Origin of the sequence: Streptomyces griseoaurantiacus, from assembly GCF_036189845.1 — a bacterium.
GTDB lineage: Bacteria > Actinomycetota > Actinomycetes > Streptomycetales > Streptomycetaceae > Streptomyces > Streptomyces griseoaurantiacus.
In genome coordinates this window covers 5,922,671-5,948,053 of the sequence record NZ_CP108326.1, presented here as the reverse complement: position 1 = coordinate 5,948,053, position 25,383 = coordinate 5,922,671, and the positions used below count along the sequence as shown (strand labels likewise).

Sequence of the window (25,383 nt, the reverse complement as noted above, 5' to 3'; positions counted from 1 at the left end):
GCCCGGCCGGAAACGGCACGTTGGGGATCAGAGGTTGTCGGGAGTGCCCATCACTTGGGAGCGGACCTGATCCGCGGTCATCGCGCCGGTCCAGATCCGTACGTCCTGCAGACCACCGTGCAAGTAATTGCCTGTGGTGCCATTCGTGGTGCCCCGGCCCAGGCTGAGCTCACCACTTCCTTGCTGAGCTGCGGAGAATCCTGAGGTGTCGTCCGACCACTGGTCGTACTCACCGACGTACAGGTGGAGCTTTCCGTAACGGGTTTCGATCTGGGAGGTGTCCGAGGGATTCACCCACTGCCAGGACTCCTGAGCGTCGAACACGCCAGTGATCTGAACCCACGTGTCCGTCTCGGCGACGTCAGCGGCGAGGACTTGAGCGCTCTGTGCGAGCTTGCCGTCCGGGCCCAAGGCGGTGCGAGCGAACTGCCATTGATAAGTGCCGTCGGCGGGCTTGGTCACCCATAGAGACCAGGAGGAATCTCCGCCCATGCGTTGTGCGACCACTTGGGCGCGATATCCGATCGGCTGGGCCTCGAGCCCCTCGGAGTCCAACCGGACACTCGCAGATACGGTGAAGGACCCCGTTTCGTCCACGACCGGCCCGGTAGCTGTGGCGTACCCGGTCTTGCCGTCCAAGACGAGGGCGTTGTCGTCCTCATTCAGGGTGGCGCCGGCGGCGGACAGTTTCATCGAGGGTAGCGGATATGCGGTGTTCTCGGCGATTTCGCTGCCTTTGGCAGACGTAGCGTCCCACTCGCCCACGAGTTCGTTGGCTGGCACACCCTCCTGATGAAGTGCGGCCTCCTCGACAAGCTCTTCGGTGGACAGCGGGCGCTGCCATGCCTCGATCTCGTCGAGCAGTCCGAAGTAGTACTCCCCGAACTGGCCACCGACTCGCGCGCGGCCGAACTGGAGGCCGCCACTGGCGGTCCACGGGGTGTAGGTGGCAGCAGTCTTGGACAGGACTACCGGTTCGCCCTGTGGCTGACCATTGACGAACAACTGGATGGTGTCGTTGGACGGGTCGGTGTCCGGCAGGTTGTCCGCACCTTCGGTCTTGAACACCCCGACCAGGTGTGTCCAGACGTTCAGTGGTGGGTTCTCCTGATTGGCCAGCGAGCGGATGTACACCGGGCCCGTCTGGTCTCTGTCCGTACGGTTGAACACCCATTTCCGGTAGGCGCTCGAGTAGTACAGCGTGAACGCGCTGCCGTTGCCGCCCGGTGCGGACAGCACCGTGCGATTGGCTGAAGCGTCCGACAGCTGCACCCAGGCGGAGACCGTGAAGGAGTCACGGGTATTGATCGGCGGAGCGCCTGTCGCCGCGTAGCCGACCTGCTGTTCGGGCTTGCTGGTGTTGTCGTTCAACCGCAGTGAATAGTCAGCATCCCCACGGCGCGCCCTGGTCGACCAGCCCGTCCCGGCCTCACCGACCAGGGTGGCGTCATGACGAGTTCCCTCAGCGGCCGTGTCCTTGGCCGCCATCACACCCGAGCCGGGCGCGCCATCATTCAGGTGCCAGCTGCCTACCGCTCCTGCGGCGGGAGCCACCTTGAAGGTGACTTCTTGCGGCGTTCCCCACCTGTCGTACACGTCTTTGGCGCGCACCGAGAGCACCTGCGTGCCCGACAGCGGCGGAGTGACATTGCCGACCGTCACCTCATTGCTTCCTTTGACAGCTTTGGCGGGGGTGGAGAGCAACTTCCACTCGTAGGCCGTCACATCCGTATGCCCGGTGCCGTCGATGTCAGCGGTGTTGGGCCGGAAGGTGAAGGAGCCGGGTACACCGGGGCCGCCGTTGCCCTCGCAGACCGCCGCACACTCGGTGTACGGGGAGCCGATGGTGATGCGCGGAGCCTTCGGAGCAGTCGAATCGATCTTCAGGTAGCACCAGGATGAATATCCGGACCACAAGTCCCCGCTCTTGCCTTTGTACGACCAGTGGGACTGTGTACGCGTCCGGTACCGGTACAGACCCATGTCCGCACGGTCGGTGGTACGCATCTTCTCCAGCGTGCCGTCCGGGTCCCATCCCGAGTCCGGTCTGTATCCGCTCCACACCTGGTGCCAAGCGGCATCATCGCCCCGCTCCATGACGAACTCAGCCTGCAGGGAACCTTCCTCGTCGCCCTTGTGGGACTCCACCAGCGTCTGCACACCCGCCTGAACCATCGGGTCCTTGCGCGTCACGATCAGGGGATCCGACGACTTGTTGCAGTAGGCGGTGGTGCCCTCGCCGGGGATGACTCCTACCTTGCTCGGCACACCAGGCTTGTAGGCGAAGATCACCTGCAACTCTGCCTTGTCGTCGAACCTTTTCCAGGCCCGCGGGTCGCTCTCGTCCTTGGCCCGGAGCATCAGCGTCAACCTGCTGATCTTGCCGTCGGCGAATGAACGGACCGTATTCTTGAGGTTTTCGTCCGGTTCATCGGGATTGTCATTGAACTCGATCCAGGCGTCCGGCTGGTCAGGGCTGCACAGATCGCCGCGGCCCGCAGCCACGTAGCGATCGCCCATTTGGTCCAGCTGTTCGGGCCCCGGCCACCGGGTGCCTTCCGAGATGTTGTTGGTGCGCTCCAAGTCCACCCAGTGCGGATCACAGTTGAACGACCAGGTCTCACGCGCCCGGAAGGTAGCGTCAAGAACGTACTTGCCGGCCAGCTTGGTAGGGGCGAACTCGAAGTACATGCGGTCCACGTAGCCGCTACCGCACTGGTAACCGTCCGCCCTACCACACTTCCCGACGCCCTTGTCCCCGTTGAACATCCAGAACTTGTCGCCATCGGACGAGATCTTCGTACGCTCGGACACTCCCAGGCCGAAGGAGGGATCGATGTAAACCGGATAGACGGTGTCGTTGCCTCGCAACAGGTGTAGATCCGGATGAACAGCGACAGTGCTGTCATCCACATGCACGGGCAGCACCGCGGAGTTGTCCCCTTCCCCCGGCTGTGCTGAATCCCCGTCACCCGCATCGGTGCTCACGGTGGCGTCACCTCGCAGTAACTGCGCTTGCGGCCCGGATCGAGCGCCACCGGCTGAGTCCCACATCTGCCCTGCGGGCCCTCGGAAGACAGCGTTGCCGTCTTCGTCGACTGCACGCAGACCACCACCCGCACCTGGCACAACCGCCAGGCCATCCCCCGATGCGTGCAGGCTGACCTGCTCCAGCTGTGACATTTGAGCCGCCTCAGCCGTCTTGACGACCAAAACTTCTCGGTAACCTTCGGCGGTGGCAGTCAGTTGCAGATCCACTCCATCGAACACGTTGGCGTAAGTGGCAGTTGGGCCACTCAGTGAGGGGGCCGGCAAGTCGCCGGCCCATCCCAGCGCGACCGATCGCCCTCCGGCCCCCAGGCGGATCATGCCCGCGCCCGGCCCTCCACCGGAGAAGGACACATCGACGACGGCTCCCTTCGGAGCGACCCGCCCGTCACTGCGGCGCTCAAGCACAGGGTCGACTTCACCCCAGGCACCGTCGGCCTGCTTCACCCGTACAGGCGTCGTGGCCTGCGTAAGCGTGAAGGAACCGTCCGGGTTGGCTACCGTTGTGGAGTATTCGGTACGATCACCCGTGACCTCCACCTGCTTGCCAGACGCCTGGGCCTGAGCCGATGCGGTGGGGGCACCGATCACATCCTCGGTTGCCCCGCCGGATGTCGCAGCGGCTTGCACCGGTAAAACCTGCATCCCCGACACCAGGAGTGCGAGCGTGGCGCCCCCCAACAGTACGCCGCGTAATCTTCGCGCCCTCCACGCAGACATCACGCCACTCTGCTCCGTCTTCACGGAGTCCCCCCGTATGCAGGTTCTGTAAAGGTCCCGCACAGTCAACTCTCAGCTACACGCTGCGGTCAACGCGGCGTGATGCGCATCACTTCGAAATATCCTTTCCGGGTTGACTGCACGGATAAGTACTGCCCCAAGGCCGCACCAGGCTCACGAAGGGGCGACGAGTCTCGCACCAAGAAATCGAGGAACACGTGAGACAAAACTGCCGTCACCGATGGATGCCACTAGAAACGGAATACTCAGGGACAGTTGCCACAACGACCGGACGACGCAAGCATTTTTGCGACACGGCATGCTTCACATGAATTTCAGCCAGCGGTCTGTCGGCCATTGTCTCAAAAATGGAGGAACGAGTTCCCTGAGGAGAGCGGGAAACAGCCGAGGTGGCGCTTTCTCGACGTGGTGCACGCCGGCTGACCATGGCGGCAACGAGGCGTGCCGCGGTGTGCGTTCCAGCACGTCTCCGCGGGCACGACACGGCAGCAACGCGGCCGCTGCACGGCATGAGGAAGCGCCGTGGCCAGCTCGGTGATCACGTTTTTGGCGCGGTCACCGCACATCGGCCGGTGAGCCGGAACCATGGGCCGCTGCCGAGCGTCGCGTCGCTCACCCCGCCGCCCGGCAACGCCCTCCGTTCAGCGTGAAGTCGTGCGGCGCGGCGCCGCTGCCGGCGCCCAGGAAACCCAGGGCGAAGGTGCCGCCGGCGGCGACGTTCTTGTTGTAGTCGGCGGCAGTGGCCGTCACCCTCGGGCCGGACTGGGTGAGCGCGGCGTCCCATACCTGGGTGACGCGCTGGTCGCCGCCGAAGGTCCAGCCCACCCGCCAGTCGGTGAGGGCCGTCGAGGAGGTGACGGTGACCGTGGCCTGGAAGCCGTCCGGCCAGGCGTTGACGATCTCGTACGCAACCTCGCACCCCGTAGCGGGGGCCTCCGGGCGCTCCCCCGCCCCCCGGGCGCTCCGTGCCGTGCCGGACGGCTCGCCCTGGGGTTCGGGGTCGCGGTCGCCCTGGGTGGCCCTCGTGGCGGAACCGGTCGCCGGGCGGGAGGTGGAAGAGGCGCCCGGGACGTCCTCGCCGGGCGAGGGACGGGTGGTGGGCGGGAGGGAGAACGAGGGCTCGGCCGCGGGCCGTTCAGCTGCCGTGTCACGGGCGACGGCGCCCTCGTCGGACGTGCCGGACTGCATCAGCGACACGGTCAGCGCCAGCGCGGAGACGAGCACCGCGCCGGCCAGGATGCCGGTGCGGCCGATCCGGGGCCGGGTGACGGTGCCGACCGCGAGCCCGGTGTCGGCGGCCGCGTCGACCCGGCCGCCGCTGAGTCCGGCCTCCGCCGCCCGGCGCCGCCGCTCCAGATAGGCGAGTCCGCCCCAGCCGATCACCCCGCCGGTCAGCGCGGCCGGCAGGCCGCCGCCCGAGACGCGCAGGCAAGCGGCGGCCTCGGCGCACTCCACGCACACGGCCAGGTGCCGCGAGAGGTCCCCGGGGGTGTCCGTGCCGGGGGTGCGGGTGACGACGTCGAGGAGTCCGGCGTAGGCGCGGCACTCCGCGTCCAGGGGCGCGTCGAGGTGGTTGCGATGGCAACGGTCGCGGAACAGGGCCCGCACCTGGTCGAGTTCCCGGGCGGTGGCCGAGGGGTCGAGGCCCAGTCGGCGGGCCACGTGCGGCAGGGGCAGCGATTCCGCCTCGGCGAGCCACAGCAGCGCCGCGTCCGGTTCCTGCATGTCGCGCAGCGCGCGCAGGGCGAGGGGGCGGCGCAGCGGCGGTCCGGTGTACCGCGCGGCCTTCTCGGCGTGCAGCCACAGTCGCAGATCGGGGTCGAGACGGTGGCCCAGCCCTCGTGCCTCCCATTCGGCGGCGGTGGTGCGCACGGCCGTGAGCAGCAGCGGGATGCGGGGCAGTCGCGGCGTCCGGCGTCCGGCGCCGCCTGCCGTGGCCTCGGCGGCGCGTGCCTCGCCGATGCCCCGGGTGAACGCCTCCGCCGCCAGTTCCGCGCCGGCCGCCGAACCCGAGGTGCACAGGTCGGCGTAGGACAGGACCGCGTCCCACACCTCCGTGAACTCGGCCGCCTCGGCGGCGTCCTGGGGGATCGGCAGGTCGGGCATGGGGGCTCCTGCGTCAACGGCTGCGTCCAGTGGCCTGTTCTCACAGGCGAAGCCAACGTGCCCTTTGCATACGGGAGTTGGTGGACGTCTCACGACAGGGCCCGAGCTTTTCACGCTTTCCGCACAAGAGACAAGCGGCGCATCCGGATACCCGCGCGCGCCCGTCCGGGACCTCGTCGAGCCGACATCCGCACACCCGGACGCGGCGCACCGCACACACGGATGAGGCGGCCGCGCCGGCCGGAAAGCCGGGGCGGCCGCCTCATCCGCGCGGGGGCGGGAACTCAGACCTCCAGTGCGCGCTCCGCCGGGAGGCTGTCCATGAAGGAGCTGACGGAGAAGACCGCGCGGCCCGGTCCGGGCGGGCCGTATCCGGGCGGGGAGGAGAGTCCGAAGTCCTCCATCGTCTGCCGGTAGGCCTCCAGGAGCCGGATGTGGTACTCCAGGGGCGCGCCGTTCGGGTTGGCCTTGCCGAGGGGGGTCGTCGGCTCGGGGCACCACGTGGTGAAGCGGGGCGTGATGCCGTGCGACATGAAGAAGCGCAGGCCCTCCGTCGTCGAGGCGATCGCCTCGTCGACCGTCTTGAAGCCGAAGGGCTCGGCCATCTCGACGCCGGCGACGAAGTTCGGGATCACGTTGCGCGCGCCGAAGACGTCGGCGGAGTCGAGGATCCGCCTGTGCCACTCGTCACGGCCGACGTACCGCTCCTTGCCGGGGCAGTACATCTTGAACAGGTACTCGTCCCACACCTCGAAGTTGGGGTGGTAGATCTGGACGCCGTAGTCCTTGAACCGCTGCACGTCCGGCTTGGGCAGTGCCTGGGCGACGACCTTGCCGATCCAGCGGCCGGGGAAGCGCTCCTCGATGGCCTTGGCGTAGTGGCCGTAGAAGTCGGCCTCGTCACGGCCGGAGACCGTCTTCGTGATGGCGCCGCCGGTGAGGGTGTAGGCGGTGGAGGCCCTCTGGGTGTCGTACTTGTCGATGATCTCCAGCGCCTCCAGCACCTCCTCGACGTCCTTGACGCCGGTGTAGGGCCGGCCGGCCGCCTTGTGCTGGCGCCAGTTGTGGTTGATGTCGCAGTACTGGCACTCCTCCTTGGCGCCGAAGTACTGGCAGACCCGGAAGACGGTGAGGTAGATCAGGTAGCCCCACTGGATGGTGGGTGCCACCTCCATCACGGACTTCCCGTTGGAGAGGGTGTGCCGGTAGTACTCCGGCATGGGGGGCACGCCCACGTCGGCGATCCGGGCACCGTCGAGGTACAGGCCGAGCACGCCGTCCTCGTCGGCGGCGACCCGGTACGGCGAGGAGGGGTTCACCCGTACCGAGACGACGGTGCGGCGCAGGTCGTAGGGGCCGCCGGTGAGGATGATCTCCTCCGGGGGGCGGCGCAGCGCGGCCTCGCCCAGCTCCGGCAGGGTGCCGTGGTCGAAGGAGAAGATGAAGTACGACTTCGGCTTGACGTCCCCGCTCTCGTTGTCGCTGAGCGCGGACGCGTCGAAGGCGACCCCGCCCCTGAGGAGGTCCTCCTTGAAGACGGCCTCGCGCGGCACGTGCGCGAACCGTTCCAGCAGATCCTCGACCAGCGCGGTGCGGCTGCCCATCCGTTGTCTCCTCCCTGGTCGGACGTTCCACTCCTCACGGTATGCCCCCGCTCGCCCGGCACGGGTACCGGGTCCCCGCGCGCCGGGAACGGGTGAGAAGGTGCGTACGGCGGCGACCAGCGCCGCAGGGACTCTCCCGGAGGAACCACAGTGACGAGGGACACGGTCACCAACTGGGCCGGCAACATCATCTACACGGCCGAGGAGCTGCACCGCCCGCGCTCGCTCGACGCGCTGCGGGCCGTCGTCGCCGACAGTGCCCGGCTGCGGGTGCTGGGCAGCGGGCACTCCTTCAACGAGATCGCCGAGCCCGGCGCGGACGGTGTGCTGCTGTCGCTGGACGCCCTGCCCTCCGAGGTGGCGGTGGACACCGCGGCCCGCACGGTGCGGGTCGGGGGCGGGGTGCGGTACGCGGAGCTGGCGCGGGTGGTGCACGCGCACGGGCTGGCGCTGCCGAACATGGCCTCCCTGCCGCACATCTCCGTGGCGGGTTCGGTGGCCACCGGCACCCACGGCTCGGGCGTGGCCAACGGCCCGCTCGCCGCGGCGGTCCGGGAGGTCGAGCTGGTCACGGCGGACGGTTCGACGCGGGTCGTCGGCCGGGACGACCCGCGCTTCGACGGCATGGTGACCTCGCTGGGCGCGCTCGGCGTGGTGACCGCGCTCACCCTGGATCTGGAGCCGGACTACGAGGTGGCACAGCACGTCTTCACCGAGCTGCCGCTGGAGGGGCTGGACTACGAGGCGGTGGCGGCCTCGGCGTACAGCGTGAGCCTGTTCACCGACTGGCGTGCGCCCGGGTTCCGCCAGGTGTGGCTGAAGCGGCGCACCGATCAGGCCGAGGTGGACTTCCCGTGGGCGGCCCCGGCGACCGAGAAGATGCACCCGGTACCGGGCATGCCGGCGGTCAACTGCACCGAGCAGTTCGGTGTGCCGGGCCCCTGGCACGAGCGGCTGCCGCACTTCCGGGCGGAGTTCGTCCCCAGCAGCGGGGCGGAGCTGCAGTCGGAGTACCTGCTGCCCCGGGGGCACGCGACGGCCGCGCTGCACGCCGTGGAGGAGATCGGCGCCGTGCTCGCGCCGGTCCTGCAGACCTGTGAGGTGCGCACGATCGCGGCGGACGCCCAGTGGCTCGGCCCGGCGTACGGCCGCGACTCGGTGGCGCTGCACTTCACATGGGTGGAGGACACGGAACTGGTCCTGCCGGTGGTGCGGCGGCTGGAGTCGGCCCTGGACGGCTTCGACGCCCGGCCGCACTGGGGCAAGGTCTTCACCACCGCGCCCGCGACGCTGCGCGCCCGCTATCCGCGGCTGGCCGACTTCGCCGCGCTCGCGGCGGAGCTCGACCCGGCCGGCACCTTCCGCAACGCCTTCGTGGAGGCGGTACTGGCCGGCTGACCGCCGGCGCCGGCCGGACGGGGCGGGCGTCCGCCGCCCGCCGCGGATGGCCCTGCCGCCGGGCCGGGAAGGCTCGCCCCGGCCGGGCGGTAATCTCGGCATCCAGGGTGTCACGCGTGGTGGGAAGGGTGTTCATGGCCCGTGCCGGGGTCAGTGTCGAGCGGCTCGTGGCGGCCGCCGCGGAGCTCGCCGACGAAGTGGGCTTCGAAGGGGTCACACTGTCCGCGCTCGCGCGGCGCTTCGGGGTGAAGGACGCCAGTCTGTACGCGCATGTGCGCGGCCTGCGCGAGCTGCGGACGCGGCTCGCGCTGCTGGCCGGGGGCGAGATGATCGACGAGATCGCCGCGGCCGTGGCCGGACGGGCCGGGCGGGAGGCGCTGGCGGCCTTCGCCGGGGCCTACCGGGACTACGCGCTGCGGCATCCGGGACGGTACGCGGCGACGCAGATCCGGATCGACCCCGCCCTCGTCCCCGACTCCCCCGCGATGCGCCGCACCGCCGAGATCACCTACGGCATGCTGCGCGCCTACGGCCTCGGCGAGCCCGATCTCACCGATGCCGTAAGGCTGTTGCGGGCCACCTTCCACGGGTACTGCGCGCTGGAGGCGGCGGGCGGCTTCGCCGATCCGCGGGACGTGCGGGCCTCCTGGGACAAGGCGGTGGACGCGCTGCACGTGGCCCTGGAGAACTGGCCGAGGGAGACGGCCGCCGCCGCGGCCGGGCCCTGAGCGGCGGGCCGGCCTGGGGCGCCCCGGTTCCGGTCGGGACGCCCCAGGGTTCGGGGGGAGGGATCACGCGAACGCGGGTCGCACGGACACCGCGCTCCGGTCCCTCCGGTGCCGGACGCAGTATCGGACACCGCGTCCCGCACACGCGAACTCACCAGCTCTCGGTACTGGGTTGCCCGGTGAACAGAAGTATGCGTGCTGTGACGCCGCTCGTTGTAGGGGGAGATCCATATTGACTTCGGGCGAGGGCGGGCGTATGCGGCCTGTGCGGTGTAATGGACCGTATGAGCAGTGACACACGCCCCTCGCTGACCGAGGCACTGGCCGCCGGCACGGTCGTTCTCGACGGCGGTCTGTCGAACCAGCTCGAGGCGGCCGGGCACGATCTGGGGGATGCCCTGTGGTCGGCGCGGCTGCTGGCCGAGGCGCCCGAGGCCGTGGTGGAGGCGCACCTGGCCTATTTCGAGGCCGGGGCGAACGTGGCGATCACCGCGAGCTACCAGGCCACCTTCGAGGGCTTCGCGCGGTACGGCCTCACCCGGGCGCGCACGGCCGAACTCCTCGCGTACAGCGTGGAGTCGGCGCGGGAGGCGGCGCGCCGGGCGCGGGAGCGCGGGGTGGCGCGGCCCCTGTGGACGGCGGCCTCGGCCGGCCCCTACGGGGCGATGCTCGCGGACGGCTCCGAGTACCGCGGCCGCTACGGCCTCTCCGTCGACGAACTGGCCGATTTCCACCGCCCCCGTCTGGAGGCCCTGGCCGCCGCCCGCCCCGACGTCCTGGCCCTGGAGACGGTGCCGGACACCGAGGAGGCGCGGGCGCTGCTGCGGGCGGTGCGGGGGCTGGGGGTCCCCGCGTGGCTCTCGTACACGGTCGCGGGCTCCCGCACCCGGGCCGGGCAGCCCCTGGAGGAGGCGTTCGCCCTGGCCGCGGAGGCGGAGGAGATCGTCGCGGTGGGCGTGAACTGCTGCGCCCCGAAGGACGTGGAGCCCGCGGTGGCCCTCGCGGCGCAGGTGACCGGCAAACCGGTCGTCGCCTACCCCAACAGCGGCGAGACCTGGCACGCGGACACCGCCGGGTGGACGGGCCCCGTCACCTTCAATCCCGAGGCGGTACGGAACTGGCGGCGGGCGGGCGCCCGTCTGATCGGCGGCTGCTGCAGGGTGGGGCCGACGGGGGTGCGGGGCGTCGCGGAGGCACTGGGAGCCACATGACCGGCTCACCGCGGCCCGCGTGAGGCTCCCGCGGACGCGAGGGGATCGGCGCACCCCGCCCGGCCCGGCTCAGCGCACCCCGCCCCGCCGGGCGAACCGGTCCAGGGCGCCGCGCACATGGTCCCGCGTCCTCTCCCCGCCCAGGTGGCCCGCGTCCTCGACGACGTGCAGTTCCGCCTCGGGCCAGGCGCGGGCGAGTTCCCAGGCGGTGTCGAGCGGGGCGCTCATGTCGAGCCGGCCGTGGACCAGGACGCCGGGGATGCCGCGCAGCCGGTGGGCCTCGCGCAGCAGGACGCCCTCCTCCAGCCAGGCGCCGTGGGAGAAGTAGTGCGAGCAGATCCGCACCAGGGCGAGCCGCGCCGCCGAGGGGCGGTCGCCGAACGGGCGGGAGTCCCCGTTCGTCTCCCCCGACAGGACCGCGTCCTCCCAGGCGCACCAGTCCTCGGTGGCCTTCTCCCGTACGGCGACGTCCGGGTGGTTCACCAGCCGCGCGTAGGCCGCGACGACGTCACCGTCCCGCGGTGTGCCGGGGGCGCCCGCGAGGAAGCGTTCCCACTGCTCGGGGAAGAACCGGCCGACGCCCCGGTAGAGCCAGTCGATCTCGGAGCGCCGGGTGGTGGTGACGGCGGGGATCACGATCTCCGAGACCCGCTCCGGATGCCTCTCGGCGTAGGCGAGGACCAGCGTGGAGCCCCAGGAGCCCCCGTACAGCAGCCAGCGGTCGATGCCCAGGTGGGCGCGCAGCCGCTCCATGTCGGCGATCAGGTGCGGGGTGGTGTTGTGCCGCAGGTCGGTGGCGGGGTCGCTCGCGTGCGGGCGGCTGCGCCCGCACTGGCGCTGGTCGAACAGGACGACGCGGTACCTGTCCGGGTCGAAGCAGCGGCGCGCGTGGGCGCCGCACCCCGAGCCGGGGCCGCCGTGGACGACCACGGCCGGCTTGCCGTCCGGGTTGCCGCACACCTCCCAGTACACGAGGTTGCCCTCGCCGACGGCGAGCATCCCGCTCTCGTGGGGCTCGATCGGGGGGAACAGGGTGCGCATGGCTCACCTTCGGGGGTCGGCGGGGTCCGGGGCGCGGCGGGTCACAGGGACCACCAGCAGTACAGCCGGTGGCCGCGGTCGTGGGCGCGGCGGGCGAGGGTGCTCAGGGCCGTGAGGGCGCCGCTCGCGGTCTCCTCGGTGAGGCCGGGGGGCTCGCCGCTCGCCCGCCACTGGGCGGCGGCGCACGCGAGGTCGTCCTCACCGGCGTGGGCGAGGACCTCGCGCGGGGTGTCCGTCACGGCGACCACGAACGGCGGGCCGTCCTGCGGGTCCGACAGGACCTGTCCGCCGCACGGACGGGCGCCCGCCTCCTCGTGGCCGCAACCCGTCACCGCGGCTTCGAGGCGGACGAGCGCGAGGACCGGGTCGACGCCCCGGAGGCGGACGGGGTCGTGTCCGGTGCGCGTCGGTCCTCCCTCGGTGCGCGGGACCGCGAGGGCGGCCTCGTCGTCGGGTGCGGAGAAGTAGTCGGCCAGTGGCATGGCGGCGATTGTGGCAGCCGCCGGCGACAACGGTCCGGGCCGCCCTCGCCCTCCTCATGTCCGCCGGGAACGCGGACGGTTGACGGCCTCACGTCTTCCGGAAGCGGCGGACCGCCGACAGGGGGGCCGTGACCCGCAGCGGGGGGCGGGTCACGCGGTGTGTCGTCCGGCGCGGGTCGGGGCGGCGGGACTGCGCCTGCCACAGGGCCATCTCCGCGTCGCGCGGGCCGTGCACCACGGGCCCCTCCTCCCCGCCGAACAGCCGCACGGGGTGCGAGGCGTCCCAGGGGGCCCAGCCGGGGTCGCCGTCCACCGCGAACCGCACCCAGGCCGTGTGCATCTCCCGGGCCAGTTCCCGGGGCGCGTCCGGGCCGGCGAGCCGTTCCGCCTCGGGGACGTCCGCCGCGTCGAAGACGAAGCCCAGTTCCAGGGCGTGGCAGGCGCCGAGGCCGGGGACGTTGGAGCGCCACGCGAACTCGTACACGTGGGTGGACGCGGAGGTGGCGGACGTGGACGCGGAGGCCGTCGTGGTGGTGGGAGCGGGGGCGGGCGCGGGCGGGTGCGGGGGCCCGGCGGCCGGTGCGAGGCCCGCGCGTGCGTCGGCCAGACGGTGCAGCGGCACCCGGAGCAGGTGGTCGGTCACCATCTGGCCGATCAGCTCGGACGTCGTGGCCGCCGGGTGCGCGGCACGGTAGCCGCGGATCACCTCGGGCCCGCAGTGGCAGCGGGCCATCGCCAGCGCCACGGCGAGCGGGCCGAGGCGGTCGATGCGCTCGACCAGGCCCGTGGGCGCGATCCACAGCCGGTACTCCTCGCTGGTCCACCCCATCAGCAGCGGCACGTCCCGGGCGGCACCGTCGACCAGCGCCGCCGCCGGGTCGCGGGGCACGAGGTCGCCGTCGACGACGATGCCGAAGGCCGGGCCGCCCAGGACGGGGCCCGCCATGCGGCCGGCCTCCGCCTGCGCCTCGGCCAGCCGGGTGCGGTCCACGTCGGCGAAGGCGGCGGCCGTGGCGGGGACCTCCAGTCGCGCGGCCATCCGCCGCACCAGCCGGCGCACCTTGTCCCGGTCCGTCACCTCCGGCGGACCGCTCTGCAGCACCGCCCGCCGGAACAGGCCCCGGGCACGCGGCGCGGCCAGCAGCGCGCCGATGCTGATGGCTCCCGCCGACTCGCCGAACACCGTGACCCGGTCGGGGTCGCCGCCGAACTCCGCGGCACAGGCGCGCACCCATTCCAGCGCGGCGAGCTGGTCGTGCAGCCCGAGGTTGGGCGGGGCGTCCGGGAAGAGCCCGTAACCCTCCACGCCGAGGCGGTAGTTGAAGGAGACGAGGACGACGCCGTCGCGGGCGAAGGCGGTGCCGTCGTAGACGGGGACGGCGGAGGAACCGCGGGTGAGGGCGCCGCCGTGGATCCACACCATGACCGGGAGCCGGGCCCCCCGGCCCGGCTCCGGGGTCCACACGTTCAGGTTGAGGCAGTCGTCGCCGGCCACCACCGGGTCCGCGAGGAAGCGGGCGAACGCCTCGGAGTAGGGCGGTTTGGGCGGGGTGGGCCCGTAGGCGCCGGCGTCCCGGACGCCGTCCCACGGCTCGGGCGGCACGGGGGGCCGGAAGCGGTGCGGGCCGAAGGGCGGGGCGGCGAAGGGGATGCCGCGGAAGACGGCGACGCCCTGTTCGTAGCGGCCGCGCACCCGGCCGTACGGGGTACGCACGACGGGGTCCGGGCCGGTGGAGAGGCCGTGCGCAGGGGGTGCGGGGTTCTCCATGCGTGCGCGTCCTTCCTGCCGGGGGCGGGTTCCGGTGCACCTCACCACGTATTTTGCGCCGGTTACGGCAGAGGCGGCGGTGATTTACGGGCGCCGCGGGAACAGAAACGGGCGGGGGTGTACCGGGGCGCGGTGCGGGGCGGCCTACCGCAGCAGCCGCCGCTCCTTGGCGACCGCGACCGCCCCCGCCCTCGTCTCCACCCCCAACTTGCCGTAGATCCGCTGCAGATGGGTCTTCACCGTGGCCTCACTGATGAACAGCGCCCGTGCGATCTCCCGGTTGCCGAGGCCGCCCGACAACTGCTGGAGGATCTCGCTCTCGCGTGCGGACAGCGCGGGGCGCGGATCGCGCAGCCGGGCCAGGAGCCGGTCGGCGACCGGCGGTGACAGCGCCGCGCGGCCGGCCGCCGCGTCCCGGATCGCGGCGAACAGCTCCTCCGGCCGTTCGGCCTTGAGCAGGTATCCCGTGGCGCCCGCCTCGACGGCCCGGCTGATGTCGGCGTCCGTGTCGAACATGGTGAGGACGAGGACGCGGGGTGCCGGGTCCACCGCCGCGCCGGAGGTGAGTTCCCGGGTCGCCGTCACGCCGTCGATGCCCTCGCCGAGTTGCAGGTCCATCAGGACGACGTCGGGCCGCAGCCGCGGGGCGAGCGCGAGCGCCTCCTCGCCGCTGCCCGCCTCGCCGACCACCTCGATGCCCTCGGCGCTGGACAGCAGGGCGCGCAGTCCGGCCCTGACCACGGCGTGGTCGTCGCACAGCAGCAGGCGTACGGGGTTCACCGGGCGGGCTCCTCGTGTGGGTCCTCGGCTGGGTCGGTATCTTCCCACCGGATCCGGTCCGCGCCCGCTCCGCCTCCCGCGGGGGCGGCCGGTCGGCGGAGCGGCCCGCCCACCCTCGACGAGTAGACTGATCGTTCCTGCATCGGACCGGGGAGGTCGGCGTGGACTATGGCGACAAGCTCTTCTGGCTCTCGGTCGTGATCCAGCGCAAGTACGCGCAGATCTGTGCCGGGTTCGACCTGACCCCCTCGCAGGCCACGCTGCTCTGCGCGGTCCGGAACGAGCCGCGGCGGATGGCCGACCTCGCCGCGTCGCTGGGCATGACCAAGAACGCCTTGAGCCAGCTGGTCGACCGCACCGCGCGGCGCGAGCTGGTCGGCCGGGCGAGCTCGGAGCAGGATCGCCGGGTCGTCATGCTCAGTGCGACACCCACGGGCAAGGTGCTCGCCGAGGCCCTCTACGCCGAGATCTCCAAGCGCCTGCCCGAGATCGCGAGCAACCTCGACGCCGACGACCAGCGCGATTTCGCGCGCGTGGCCACCGCCGTCGTGGACACCTCGGACCTCTCCTCGCCCCCCTCGAACCCACCCGTCACTCCCTGAGGTCGCCTCGCACCCGCCACCCCCGCCTTGACGAGGTTCATGCCGTGAACTAATTTGATTCACGCCATGAACCAGTGAAGGGTGGCAGCCATGAGCACACACACGACCGGCACGATCGCGGTCTTCGGCGCGACGGGGCAGCAGGGCGGGGCGGTGGTCGACGCACTGCTGGACCACGAGGCGCGGGTGCGGGCCCTGGTCCGCGACCCGCACTCCGACCGGGCCCGGGCGCTGGCCGCCCGCGGCGTCGAACTGGCGGCCGTCCGGGCCGACGACCCGGCGTCGCTGGCCCCCGCGCTGACGGCGGTCGAGGGGTTCTCCTTCATGACCCCGGAGGCGAACAGCCTCGAGGAGGTCGAGACGGAGATCCGCATCGGTACCGCTCTCGTCGACGCGGCGGTCGAGGCGGGCGTCCCGCACGTCGTGTTCAACTCGGTCTTCGGAGCGGACCGGGAGTCGGGCGTGCCGCACCACGACTCGAAGCACGCGATCGAGGAGTACCTGAGGAAGTCCGGCCTGCGGGCCACCATGGTGCGCGCGACCGCCTTCATGGAGAACTTCACGAGTGTGATGGCACCGAGCCTGGAACACGGGGAGATCGTGTTCAGGCTGCCGCTGCCGGAGGACGTCGCCCTGAAGATGATCTCGGTCAGGGACATCGGCCGGGTCGCCGCCGCGCTCCTGCTCGACCTCGCGGAGTCGCCCGGCGGAGCCGTCGAACTCGTCGGCGACGAGCTGACGGGCCCGCGGATCGCCGCGACGTTCGGTGCGCGCGCCGGGCTCCCGGCACGGTACGAGGCCGTCCCGTTGAGCGTGCTTCCCACCGACCTCGACAGGGTGATGTTCCGCGAGTTCGCGAAGGCGGCGGAACACCCGGCGGACCTCGCAGCGGTGCGCGCGATCGAGCCGGCCACCATGGACCTGGCCGAGTGGATCCGGGCCACCGGCTGGAGCGCGCCCTCAGGCGTGGCCGGTTCCTAGGCCTCCGGCCGCGGGGGACACCCCGCGATCCGGCCCACGCTCGGCGCTCGGCGCTCCGGGCACGGTGACGCGCCCGCCGAGGGGTGACGTGGTCACGGGGCCGCGCCGCCGTCCGGCCCCGTACCGCGGACGGCCGGGGTGGTGGCGGTGACGACGGTGCCCTCGCCCGGCCCCGACTCCACGGTGAGCGTGCCGCCGGCCTGGCGGGCCCTGATCCGCATGGCGGGCAGGCCGTGGCCGCGCCCGGAGGCGGGATCGGGCCGGGTGGCGGGGTCGAAGCCTCGGCCGTTGTCGGCGACGTCGAGCGCGATCCGGTCGTCCAGGCAGGTGAGCGTGAGGGCGGCCCGGGTCGCGTCCGCGTGCTCGCGCACATTGGCCAGGGCGCCCTGCGCGATGCGCAGCAGCGTCGCCTCGACGCGCTCCGGGAGCGGTCCGGGGGTGCCGTCGAGCCGGAACTCCACGGCGAGGCCCGCCCGGCTCTCCCGTTCGGCGAGGGCCTGCAGCGCGCCGGGGAGGCTGTGCTCCGTGAGGTCGGCGGGGCCGAGGTCCTGGACCAGGCGCCGGGCCTCGGCGAGGTTGTGGGCGGTGAGGCCGGTGGCCTCGCGCAGGTGTGCGCTGGCCCGCGCCGGGTCCGTGGGCCAGAGGCGCTCGGCGGCCTGGAGCAGCATCCGCTGACTGCTCAGGCCCTGGGCGAGGGTGTCGTGGATCTCGGCGGACAACCGGTGCCGCTCGGCGAGGACACCGGCCCGCCGTTCGGTGGCCGCGAGGTCGCGGCGGGTGCGGACCAGGTCGTCGATGAGGAGGCGGCGACGGGCCGACTGGCGCTGGAGGTGGACGAGGACGGCGGTGGCGACCGCGGCGACGGCCGGCGGGGCGACGACCATGTTGGGGTTGAGGGTGCCGTGCGACACGCGGATCTCGGAGCCGACGACGAGCGCGGTGAGCAGCGCGACGAGCGGGACGGCGAGGCGCGGGGGCAGCGCGTGCAGGCCGGTGAACAACAGGGGCATCGCGCACCAGGTGGCGCTCGGCGCCTGGACGAGGAGCAGCGCCCAGGCCGTGGTCACGGCACCCAGCCACGCGAGGTGCCGGGCGGTGGGCCGCTTGCCGGGGGCGGGCGCGGGGGCGAGCAGCCGGCCGGTGGCGTAGAGGAGCGGGAAGGCCACGAACAGGGCCACCGTCAGGGCGCGGTGGGTGCCGCCGTCCCGGTCGTGGGTGAGGAAGCGGACGAAGGAGGAGCAGAGCAGGGCGAGGAACGCGGTGTGCAGGACGGCGCCGAGCCAGCGTGCGTCGGGGTCGGCCGCCTCCCGCGCCTGCGACTGCTCCACGGTGTCCTCCGCCTTTCCGTTCCTCCCCGGCGCCGCCGGGCCTCCCACGGCCTCGCTCCCGAGGTGCCGGTGGCTCCGGTTCGTGTCTACCGGGCCGCCCACGCGTGCGCATCAACCGATCGGCTGACAGCGGTGTCGGCCGGACCGCGCCCGGGACCGAGCCGGACGGCCGACGGTCCCGGGTCGCCGGCGGCACCAGGCTGACGGGGACAGCGCGGAACGACCGAGGAGGACCCCGTGCCGGCCAGGAACGTCACCGTCGACCGAGCGAGCTTCGGGCATCGCGTGGGCTACGCGCTGCGGCATCCCGGGCGGGTGCCGCGGCATCTGGCGCGCGCCACCCGGGACATGTGGCTGCGCCGCAGGTACCCGGACCACGTCGACTACTACCGGGCCGTCATGCGCTCCGACACCCGGGTGAGTCCGGACGCGGCGGTCGGCAGTCCGAGCCGCGAACGGTGGCTGGCGCTGGGCGCGATGCAGTTCGACTACCTGGTGGAGCACGGGCTGCGCCCCGGGCACCGGATGCTGGAGATCGGCTGCGGCAATCTGCGCGCCGGCTGGCGGTTCATCCGGCATCTGGAGCCCGGGCACTACTACGGCCTGGACATCTCCCCCGACATCCTCGCCGCCGCGCAGGACACGCTCGTGGAGAAGGGACTCCAGGGGCGGCTGCCGACGCTCACGCCGGTCCGCGACCTGAAGCTGGCGTTCCTCCCCGACGCGCACTTCGACGTCGTCCACGCGCACAGCGTCTTCTCCCACTCCCCGCTGCCCGTCATCGAGGAGTGCCTGGCGCACGTCGGCCGGGTCCTCGCGCCGGGCGGCTGGTTCGACTTCACCTTCGACCGGACCGAGGGCGAGGAGCACCACGTGCTGCACGAGGACTTCTACTACCGCATCGAGACGCTCGTGGCCCTGGCCGCCCGGTACGGCCTGGAGGCCCGGTTCATGGACGACTGGGAGGAACTGCCGCACGGCCAGTCCAAGATCCGGGTGACTCACGCCCCGGCGGGGTGAGCGAGCCCGGCCGCCCAGCGCAGCCCGCCGAGGAGGTGGGCGCGGAAGGCCGGGTCGGCGTAGGCGGACGAGGCGTGGCCGAGGGCGGTGTAGAAGACCCGGCCGGCGCCCTGCTCGCGGCACCAGGCGAGGGGGTGGTCGGCACCCATGCCGCCGCCCTCGTAGGAGTTCTCGTCGACGCGCAGCAGGATGTGCGCGGTGGCGCGGGGGTTGGTGTCGAAGTCGTACCACTCGTCGCTGAGGTCCCAGTGGGCGGGGAGGTGGGCGGTGGCGGGATGGGCGCGGTCCTCGACGAGGACCCGGCCCGGCTGGGGGGCGGGGTGCCGGGTGAAACGGGCGCCGAGCAGTGCGCCGAAGTGGGGCCACCCGTACTCGGTGCAGGCGGCCGCGTGGACCCCGGCGAAGCCGCCGCCGTCCTCGATGTACGCGGTGAGGCGGGCGCGGCCCGCGTCGGTGAGGACCTCGCCGCTGGTGGAGAGGAAGACGACCGCCGCGTAGGGGGTGAGGGGACCCTCCAGGGCGGCGGGGTCCTCGGTGGCGTCCACCGCGAGTCCCTCCGGGTCGAGGGTGCGCAGGGCGGCGACCGCGTCCGGGATGGAGTCGTGGCGGTAGGCGGCGGTGCGGGTGTACACGAGCAGTCGGGCGGCCATGGGTGGGCAGCCTATGCGGTGTCCGTTTCCTTCAAGACCGGGGGCGGGCCGCCCGCCTACGGTGGCCGCATGACTCCACGACTCGACGCGATCGGCCTGGTCGTCTCCGACATGGCCGCCTCCCTCGCCTTCTACCGACGCCTGGGCCTGGACTTCCCCGAGGGCGGTGAGCTGTTGCCGCACGCGGAGGCCGCGGCGCCCGGCGGGATGCGGCTGCTGCTGGACACGGAGGAGACGGTGCGCTCCTTCCACCCCGGTCTGCGCCTGCCCCCGGAGGGCACCGGGCGCACGTCCCTGGCGTTCCGCTGCGAGAACCCGGCGGAGGTGGACGCCCTGTACGAGGCCCTGGTGTCCGCCGGCCACCACGGCGAACTGAAACCCTGGGACGCGGTCTGGGGCCAGCGCTACGCCGTCGTCCACGACCCGGACGGCAACGCGGTGGACCTGTACGCGACGTCGTGAGCGGCGGGCGGCGGGAGACCGGCGGTCATGGATGAGGCGGAGGTCGTCCGCGCCGGCCTCGACGTCTCCCCGGCTCACGCGGCCCGGGAGGGGAGCGGCTCCCGGTGCCGGAAGAGGCGTCCCGGGGTCATGCCCGTCAGGGCGCGGAGTTCGCGGGTCAGGTGGGCCTGGTCGGCGTAGCCCGTGTGGGAGGCGATCTCCGTGGGGGAGGCGCCCCGGGCGCCCGCGCGCAGTGCGCGCTGCAGGCGCAGGATGCGGGCCAGGGTTTTGGGGCCGTAGCCGAACGCGGCCCGGGAGCGCCGGTGGAGGGTGCGCGCGCCGATGCCGAGGGAGTCGGCCGTCGCCGAGACCGTGCGGCCCGCCTCGAGTGCGGCGGCCACCTCGGTCAGCAGCGGGTCGGGGGGCTGCGTCTCCGCCGCGCGCTCGACGGCCAGGGTCTCCAGTGCCCCGGCCGGGTCCGCGGCCGTGTCGATCCGTGCCGTCAGCCGGCGCACCCGGGCGGCGGGCCACAGGTCGGCGAGGTCGACGCGCCGGTCGCGGAGTTCGTGGGCGGGGACGCCGAGCAGGGCGGGCGCCGTGCCGGGCGGCAGGCGGACTCCCGCCCAGCGCGCGGGCGCCCCGCCGGGGACGTACGGACGGGTGTCGGGGCCGGCGACCAGCAGGCGCCCCTCGGTCCACAGCAGGTCCATGCAGCCGTCGGGCAGCACGGGCCACTCGGCTCCCGTCTGCCGTGCGGGGCCTGCCCGACCGGCGGGGCGGGGCGCCTCGAACTCCCGGGTCCAGACCACCGCTCCCCGCATGCGCGAGGGCCGTTCCGCGTACACACCGCCAGGCTACTGCCGCGGCCCCGGGTCGGTGGGCTTGCCGCCGTGGTGGTAGCTGCGGACGTGGGCGCGCAGCCGGGAGGTGACGTCCTCCGGCGGCAGGAAGCGCGACCAGCGTTCGGGGAACTCGGAGGGCATGTCGGGGTCGTCCGGGTCCTCCTCGCACAGGGCGGCCGTGCGGGCGACGTACTCCGCGGCCTGTTCGCGGCGGAACCGTTCGTTGGCCTCGCGGGCGGCGGCGGTCGCGGCGGCCGGCCAGACGCGGTCGATGGCGGCGTTGACGGCCGCGCCCACGAGCACCGCGAAGGCCGAGACGCCGATCCACAGCAGGACGGCGACGGGCGCGGCCAGCGAGCCGTAGATCGTGGGTCCCTCGACGGTGCTGGTGAGGTAGATGCGCAGCAGGAAGCTGCCGAGCACCCACATCGCCAGGGCGACGAGCGCACCGGGCACGTCCTCCAGCCAGGGCGAGCGCACCGGCACGGAGACCTGGTAGAGCGTGGTGAGGAAGACGATGGAGCCGACCACGACGACCGGCCAGTACAGCGCTTGGACCACCGTGGTGGACCAGGGGAGCACGTTCACCACAGCGTCCGGTCCGGCCACCGTGAGCGGCAGCACGACGGAGCCGATGAGCAGGGCAACGACGAAGAGGCCGAAGGCCAGCAAGCGGGTCTTGACGATGCCGCGGGTGCCGTCGAGGCCGTACATCACGGTGATGGTGTCGATGAAGACGTTCACCGCGCGCGAGCCGGACCACAGGGCGAACAGGAAGCCTATGGAGATGATGTCGGGGCCGCCGCCCTTCATCACGTCGTGCAGCAGCGGCTGGGCGATCTCGGTGACGCCCTTGTCGGAGAGCACCGTGCGCGAGGCCTCGAGGATGTTGTCCTCCAGGCTGCTGATGGTGTCGGTGCCGGTCCACTCGTCGACGTAGCCGAGCAGGCCGATGAGGCTCAGCAGCAGCGGCGGCACGGAGAGCAGCGTGAAGAACGCCGCCTCCGCCGCGAGGCCGAGGATGCGGTACTCCATGCAGGAGTTGACGGTGTCCTTCAGGAGCAGCCAGGCGGTCCGGCGTTTGGAGACATTCCGGTACAGGGCGCGCGCCCGGTGGAATCGGCCGGGCGGCGAGTCGGGGGATTCACTTGCTGGCTGCACGTTCCAAAGGTATCGGCCATCGCGCCCTGCCCTCATCCCCCGGTCGCCCGGGCTGTGCGCGCGGGTGCCCACGAGCGGGTGACCTCCCCCCTGCCGGGGGTACGTTCCTCCCATGGCAGCCAGCACGCACACGGTGACCAACCAGGCCACGCCCCTGGTCGGGTACGACGTCTTCTCCGCCGACCGGGCCCTCGTGGAGGCCGTGGAACGGCATGTGGCCCCCGAGCATCTCGGGGAGGTCACCGGGGAACTGACGGGGCTGGGGCGCTCGGCCGGTTCCGCGCAGGTGCAGGAGTGGGGGGTGCTGGCCAACGAGAACCCGCCGACGCTGCGCACGCACGACCGGTACGGCAACCGGCTGGACGAGGTCGACTTCCACCCCTCCTGGCACCGGCTGCTCGGCAAGGGCGTCTCGGCGGGGCTGACGGCGGCCTGGTCGCGGCCGGCCGGGCACGTACGGCGGGCGGCGGCCTTCGTGGTGTGGACGCAGGTGGAGGCGGGCAACGGCTGCCCGCTGTCGATGACGCACGCGGCGGTGCCGGCGCTGCGCACCGATCCGGTGCTCGCGGCCGAGTGGGAGCCGCGGCTCACGTCGGTGGTCTACGACCGCGGACTGCGCCCGGCGGCGCGCAAGGCCGGCGTGCTCTTCGGCATGGGGATGACGGAGAAGCAGGGCGGCAGCGACGTCCGGGCGAACACCACCGAGGCCCGGCCGCTGGCCGAGGAGGGGACCTACGCGCTGCGCGGTCACAAGTGGTTCTGCTCGGCGCCGATGTCGGACGGCTTCCTGGTGCTGGCGCAGGCGCCGGGCGGCCTGACGTGCTTCCTGGTGCCGCGGGTGCTGGAGGACGGCACGCGCAACGTGTTCCTGATCCAGCGGCTCAAGGACAAGCTGGGCAACCGGTCGAACGCCTCGAGCGAGGTCGAGTTCGACGGGACGTGGGCGCGCCGGGTCGGCGAGGAGGGGCGCGGGGTGCGGACCATCATCGAGATGGTCGCCGCGACCCGGCTCGACTGCGTGCTCGGGGCGGCCGCGCTGATGCGGCAGGCGGTCGCGCAGGCGGTCCACCACGCCTCGCACCGCGAGGCCTTCGGGAGTCTCCTTGTCGACAAGGCGCTGATGCGGAACGTCCTGGCCGACCTGGCGCTGGAGTCGGAGGCCGCGACCGCGCTCGGACTGCGGCTCGCGGCGGCCTACGACGACGGGGGCGAGCAGGAGCGGGCGCTGCTGCGGCTGGCGGTCCCGGCGGCCAAGTACTGGGTGACCAAGCGGTGCACGCCGCTGGTGGCCGAGGCCTCCGAGTGCCTGGGCGGCAACGGCTACGTGGAGGAGTCGGGGATGCCCCGGCTGCTGCGGGAGTCGCCGCTCAACTCGGTCTGGGAGGGCGCCGGGAACGTACAGGCGCTGGACGTGCTGCGGGCACTGCGGCGCGAACCGCGGGCGATCGACGCGTTCCTGCGCGAGGTCGGCACGACCCGGGGCGCGGACCACCGGCTGGACGGCGCCGTCAAGAACCTGCTCACCGACCTCGCCGACCTGGAGGGCGTCGAGGGCCGCGCCCGCCGGGTGGTGGAACGCATGGCGCTGGTGCTCCAGGGTTCGCTGCTGGTGCGGTACGCGCCGCCCGAGGTGGCCGACGCGTTCTGCGCCTCGCGGCTGGGCGGCGACTGGGGCACGGCCTTCGGCACCCTGCCGCACACGCTGGACCTGGCCTCGGTGGTGGACCGGGCGCGCCCGGTGGACTGAGACACCGGCCCGGAGCGCCGACGGGGGAAGCAGGACGGGGGTGGTGCCGCGCCGACACGGCACCACCCCCGCCGTTCTGCCCCACCGGCGGCACCTCGGGGGCGCCACCGGAACGGCTTGAACAAGTTTCAATCACCGTAAGGCCGTTCGCCAGGGTTGCATGAGGTTGCAACGTGCCGCCCTGCGTGGCCGCTACGTGCCCCTGCGTCACCGCGGACGCGGCAGTATGGAGCGCGGCAACGAAGCGAACACTCGACGGGCCCGCTCGCAGCACGTGAACGGGCCGCCCGGAGGACGAGTTGGCCCACACTGTGGTGGACGTGACGCGGCTCGCCGCCCAGGACCCCGTGCAGGCGGCGCAGGTGCTCGGCGAGATGCGCACCGCCGCGCTCGGGTCCCGGCGGGCGGGCATGGCGCCGCGCGCGGTGATCGAGGAGTCCTGGAGCCGCGTGCTGCGCAGCGGTCTCGACCCGGACCGGGAGCCGCGCATCGCGCTGCTGGGCCGGGACGAGATCGAGCGCCGCCGGCAGGAGTCCCCGCTGCGGCACGTGGTGCCGGTACTGCGCGAGACGCTGCTGTCGGTCGCGGAGCCGGCGCACCACATCATGGTCGTCGCCGACGCGGAGGGCCGGGTGCTGTGGCGCGAGGGCGGCGCGCCGGTGCTGCGCCGGGCGGACGGCATGGGCCTGGAGGTCGGTGCCGACTGGAGCGAGGAGGCCCTCGCGACCAACGGGGTCGGCACCCCGCTCGTGGCGCGGCGCCCGGTGCAGGTCTTCTCCGGCGAGCACTTCGTGCGGGCGCTGCTGCGGTGGACGTGCGCGGGGGCGCCGATCAACGATCCGCGCGACGGCCGGCTGCTGGGCATCGTCAACGTCAGCGGCCCGCTGGAGGCGATGCACCCGACCACGCTCGCCTGGGTCGACTCGCTGGCCCGGCTCGCCGAGGCGCGGCTGCGGGAGCTGCACCTGACCTCGCTGGAGCGGCTGCGCGCGGTGGCGGCGCCGCTGATGGCCCGGATGGACGGCAGCGGGGCGCTCGCGGTGGACCGGGACGGCTGGACGGCGGCGGTGGCGTCCCTGCCGTACACCCCGCGGGTGGTGCTGCCCGCCTCGCTGAGCGCCGGGCGCGGTTCCGTGCCGGGCCTCGGGCCCTGCGCGGTGGAGCCGCTGCCGGGCGGCTGGCTGCTGCGGCCGCAGGAGCCGCCGGCGGAGGCCCGCGCGGTGCTGCGGATGGTGCTCGACGTGTCCCGGCCGCGGCACTGGACGGTGACGGTGTCCGGCGAGACGGGCGACTGGACGCACGTACTGAGCCTGCGGCACGCCGAGTTGCTGTGCCTGCTGGCCCTGGACCGGGCGGGGCGCACGGCGTCCACGCTGGCCGGTGACCTGTTCGGCGACCCGCGCCGCACGGTCACGGTCCGCGCCGAACTGTCGCGGATGCGGCGGTACCTGGGCCCGCTGCTGGCCCACCGGCCCTACCGGCTGCACGAGGACGCGGAGGTGGAGGTCCGGTTCCCGGCGGACCGGGGCGGGTTGCTGCCGCCGTCGACCGCGCCGGGGGTCGTGCGGGCACGGGCGGCGGGCCCAGGCGGAACGGGCCCACGCGGAACGGGCTGACGGGCGGCGGGTTCACCGGCGGCGGGCGAGGGAAGTCCCGCCAATTCGGCGGTTGCAGGGGGATCGCGCGGTCCACTGCCGTAGCATC

General features: G+C 72.8%; 20 protein-coding genes. 9 read left to right on the top strand and 11 right to left on the bottom strand.

Annotated features, from left to right (window positions below):
- Positions 1 to 27 precede the first annotated feature (27 nt).
- The 3 genes from OHB09_RS26350 to OHB09_RS26340 form a co-directional block, all read right to left on the bottom strand.
- Positions 28 to 3,768: a LamG domain-containing protein gene (locus OHB09_RS26350; protein ID WP_407077369.1), complete on the bottom strand. Its 3,741-nt coding sequence runs from the start codon at positions 3,766 to 3,768 to the stop codon at positions 28 to 30.
- 633 nt (positions 3,769 to 4,401) lie between these two features.
- On the bottom strand, positions 4,402 to 5,895 hold the full coding sequence (locus tag OHB09_RS26345; protein ID WP_328922637.1) for a cellulose binding domain-containing protein: 1,494 nt from the start codon (positions 5,893 to 5,895) through the stop codon (positions 4,402 to 4,404).
- A 284-nt stretch (positions 5,896 to 6,179) separates the two neighbouring features.
- Positions 6,180 to 7,499 carry a radical SAM protein gene (locus OHB09_RS26340; protein WP_006142895.1) on the bottom strand — a complete coding sequence of 440 codons (1,320 nt, stop codon included), beginning with the start codon at positions 7,497 to 7,499 and terminating at the stop codon, positions 6,180 to 6,182.
- 150 nt (positions 7,500 to 7,649) lie between these two features.
- Between OHB09_RS26340 and OHB09_RS26335 the strand changes: the two genes are divergently transcribed.
- From OHB09_RS26335 to mmuM, 3 genes are all read left to right on the top strand, one after another.
- Positions 7,650 to 8,897: an FAD-binding protein gene (locus OHB09_RS26335; protein ID WP_328922636.1), complete on the top strand. Its 1,248-nt coding sequence runs from the start codon at positions 7,650 to 7,652 to the stop codon at positions 8,895 to 8,897.
- 134 nt (positions 8,898 to 9,031) lie between these two features.
- Positions 9,032 to 9,625, top strand: a complete 594-nt coding sequence (locus OHB09_RS26330) for a TetR/AcrR family transcriptional regulator (protein WP_040896531.1) — start codon at positions 9,032 to 9,034, stop codon at positions 9,623 to 9,625.
- A gap of 284 nt (positions 9,626 to 9,909) precedes the next feature.
- Complete coding sequence (mmuM, locus tag OHB09_RS26325) at positions 9,910 to 10,836, top strand: homocysteine S-methyltransferase (protein WP_328922635.1); 927 nt, start codon at positions 9,910 to 9,912, stop codon at positions 10,834 to 10,836.
- Between the two features lie 69 nt (positions 10,837 to 10,905).
- Here the strand turns inward: mmuM and pip are convergent, their stop codons facing one another.
- The 4 genes from pip to OHB09_RS26305 all read right to left on the bottom strand — a co-directional run bounded on the left by pip (position 10,906) and on the right by OHB09_RS26305 (position 14,907).
- Positions 10,906 to 11,877, bottom strand: coding sequence for a prolyl aminopeptidase (gene pip, locus OHB09_RS26320; RefSeq protein ID WP_191890773.1), 972 nt, complete (start codon positions 11,875 to 11,877; stop codon positions 10,906 to 10,908).
- Between the two features lie 41 nt (positions 11,878 to 11,918).
- Positions 11,919 to 12,359 (bottom strand): hypothetical protein, encoded by a 441-nt coding sequence (locus tag OHB09_RS26315; RefSeq protein WP_328922634.1) that lies wholly within the window; start codon positions 12,357 to 12,359, stop codon positions 11,919 to 11,921.
- An 88-nt stretch (positions 12,360 to 12,447) separates the two neighbouring features.
- Positions 12,448 to 14,127 (bottom strand): carboxylesterase/lipase family protein, encoded by a 1,680-nt coding sequence (locus OHB09_RS26310; protein ID WP_328918378.1) that lies wholly within the window; start codon positions 14,125 to 14,127, stop codon positions 12,448 to 12,450.
- 144 nt (positions 14,128 to 14,271) lie between these two features.
- Positions 14,272 to 14,907, bottom strand: coding sequence for a response regulator (locus OHB09_RS26305; protein ID WP_191851957.1), 636 nt, complete (start codon positions 14,905 to 14,907; stop codon positions 14,272 to 14,274).
- A 161-nt stretch (positions 14,908 to 15,068) separates the two neighbouring features.
- Here OHB09_RS26305 and OHB09_RS26300 point away from each other — a divergent pair, with 161 nt between their 5' ends.
- Both OHB09_RS26300 and OHB09_RS26295 read left to right on the top strand, forming a co-directional pair.
- Complete coding sequence (locus OHB09_RS26300; RefSeq protein WP_006142886.1) at positions 15,069 to 15,509, top strand: MarR family winged helix-turn-helix transcriptional regulator; 441 nt, start codon at positions 15,069 to 15,071, stop codon at positions 15,507 to 15,509.
- Between the two features lie 90 nt (positions 15,510 to 15,599).
- Positions 15,600 to 16,490 carry an NmrA/HSCARG family protein gene (locus tag OHB09_RS26295; protein WP_328922633.1) on the top strand — a complete coding sequence of 297 codons (891 nt, stop codon included), beginning with the start codon at positions 15,600 to 15,602 and terminating at the stop codon, positions 16,488 to 16,490.
- A gap of 92 nt (positions 16,491 to 16,582) precedes the next feature.
- Here the strand turns inward: OHB09_RS26295 and OHB09_RS26290 are convergent, their stop codons facing one another.
- On the bottom strand, positions 16,583 to 17,818 hold the full coding sequence (locus OHB09_RS26290) for a sensor histidine kinase (RefSeq protein ID WP_234526618.1): 1,236 nt from the start codon (positions 17,816 to 17,818) through the stop codon (positions 16,583 to 16,585).
- A 237-nt stretch (positions 17,819 to 18,055) separates the two neighbouring features.
- Here OHB09_RS26290 and OHB09_RS26285 point away from each other — a divergent pair, with 237 nt between their 5' ends.
- Positions 18,056 to 18,838, top strand: coding sequence for a class I SAM-dependent methyltransferase (locus OHB09_RS26285; RefSeq protein WP_328922632.1), 783 nt, complete (start codon positions 18,056 to 18,058; stop codon positions 18,836 to 18,838).
- Here the strand turns inward: OHB09_RS26285 and OHB09_RS26280 are convergent.
- Complete coding sequence (locus OHB09_RS26280; protein ID WP_328922631.1) at positions 18,820 to 19,488, bottom strand: ThuA domain-containing protein; 669 nt, start codon at positions 19,486 to 19,488, stop codon at positions 18,820 to 18,822. The two genes, OHB09_RS26285 and OHB09_RS26280, sit on opposite strands and share 19 nt — an antisense overlap.
- 69 nt (positions 19,489 to 19,557) lie before the next feature.
- Here OHB09_RS26280 and OHB09_RS26275 point away from each other — a divergent pair, with 69 nt between their 5' ends.
- Positions 19,558 to 19,950 carry a VOC family protein gene (locus tag OHB09_RS26275; protein ID WP_093594474.1) on the top strand — a complete coding sequence of 131 codons (393 nt, stop codon included), beginning with the start codon at positions 19,558 to 19,560 and terminating at the stop codon, positions 19,948 to 19,950.
- A gap of 74 nt (positions 19,951 to 20,024) precedes the next feature.
- Here the strand turns inward: OHB09_RS26275 and OHB09_RS26270 are convergent, their stop codons facing one another.
- Both OHB09_RS26270 and OHB09_RS26265 read right to left on the bottom strand, forming a co-directional pair.
- Positions 20,025 to 20,774 (bottom strand): helix-turn-helix domain-containing protein, encoded by a 750-nt coding sequence (locus tag OHB09_RS26270; protein ID WP_328922630.1) that lies wholly within the window; start codon positions 20,772 to 20,774, stop codon positions 20,025 to 20,027.
- Between the two features lie 9 nt (positions 20,775 to 20,783).
- Entirely contained in the window at positions 20,784 to 21,932 is a 1,149-nt protein-coding gene (locus OHB09_RS26265) for a YihY/virulence factor BrkB family protein (RefSeq protein ID WP_006142880.1), read from the bottom strand.
- Between the two features lie 112 nt (positions 21,933 to 22,044).
- Between OHB09_RS26265 and OHB09_RS26260 the strand changes: the two genes are divergently transcribed.
- Positions 22,045 to 23,679 carry an acyl-CoA dehydrogenase family protein gene (locus tag OHB09_RS26260; protein WP_328918380.1) on the top strand — a complete coding sequence of 545 codons (1,635 nt, stop codon included), beginning with the start codon at positions 22,045 to 22,047 and terminating at the stop codon, positions 23,677 to 23,679.
- 299 nt (positions 23,680 to 23,978) lie between these two features.
- A complete protein-coding gene (locus OHB09_RS26255) occupies positions 23,979 to 25,295 on the top strand; it encodes a GAF domain-containing protein (RefSeq protein ID WP_206315630.1) in 1,317 nt (438 codons plus the stop codon).
- The last annotated feature ends 88 nt before the right edge of the window (positions 25,296 to 25,383 follow it).

Coding starts and splice junctions, on each gene's coding strand:
- OHB09_RS26350 (WP_407077369.1), bottom strand. CDS start 3,768: ATGTCTGCGTGGAGGGCGCGAAGATTACGCGGCGTACTGTTGGGGGGC.
- OHB09_RS26345 (WP_328922637.1), bottom strand. CDS start 5,895: ATGCCCGACCTGCCGATCCCCCAGGACGCCGCCGAGGCGGCCGAGTTC.
- OHB09_RS26340 (WP_006142895.1), bottom strand. CDS start 7,499: ATGGGCAGCCGCACCGCGCTGGTCGAGGATCTGCTGGAACGGTTCGCG.
- OHB09_RS26330 (WP_040896531.1), top strand. CDS start 9,032: ATGGCCCGTGCCGGGGTCAGTGTCGAGCGGCTCGTGGCGGCCGCCGCG.
- mmuM (WP_328922635.1), top strand. CDS start 9,910: ATGAGCAGTGACACACGCCCCTCGCTGACCGAGGCACTGGCCGCCGGC.
- pip (WP_191890773.1), bottom strand. CDS start 11,877: ATGCGCACCCTGTTCCCCCCGATCGAGCCCCACGAGAGCGGGATGCTC.
- OHB09_RS26315 (WP_328922634.1), bottom strand. CDS start 12,359: ATGCCACTGGCCGACTACTTCTCCGCACCCGACGACGAGGCCGCCCTC.
- OHB09_RS26310 (WP_328918378.1), bottom strand. CDS start 14,127: ATGGAGAACCCCGCACCCCCTGCGCACGGCCTCTCCACCGGCCCGGAC.
- OHB09_RS26295 (WP_328922633.1), top strand. CDS start 15,600: ATGAGCACACACACGACCGGCACGATCGCGGTCTTCGGCGCGACGGGG.
- OHB09_RS26280 (WP_328922631.1), bottom strand. CDS start 19,488: ATGGCCGCCCGACTGCTCGTGTACACCCGCACCGCCGCCTACCGCCAC.
- OHB09_RS26275 (WP_093594474.1), top strand. CDS start 19,558: ATGACTCCACGACTCGACGCGATCGGCCTGGTCGTCTCCGACATGGCC.
- OHB09_RS26260 (WP_328918380.1), top strand. CDS start 22,045: ATGGCAGCCAGCACGCACACGGTGACCAACCAGGCCACGCCCCTGGTC.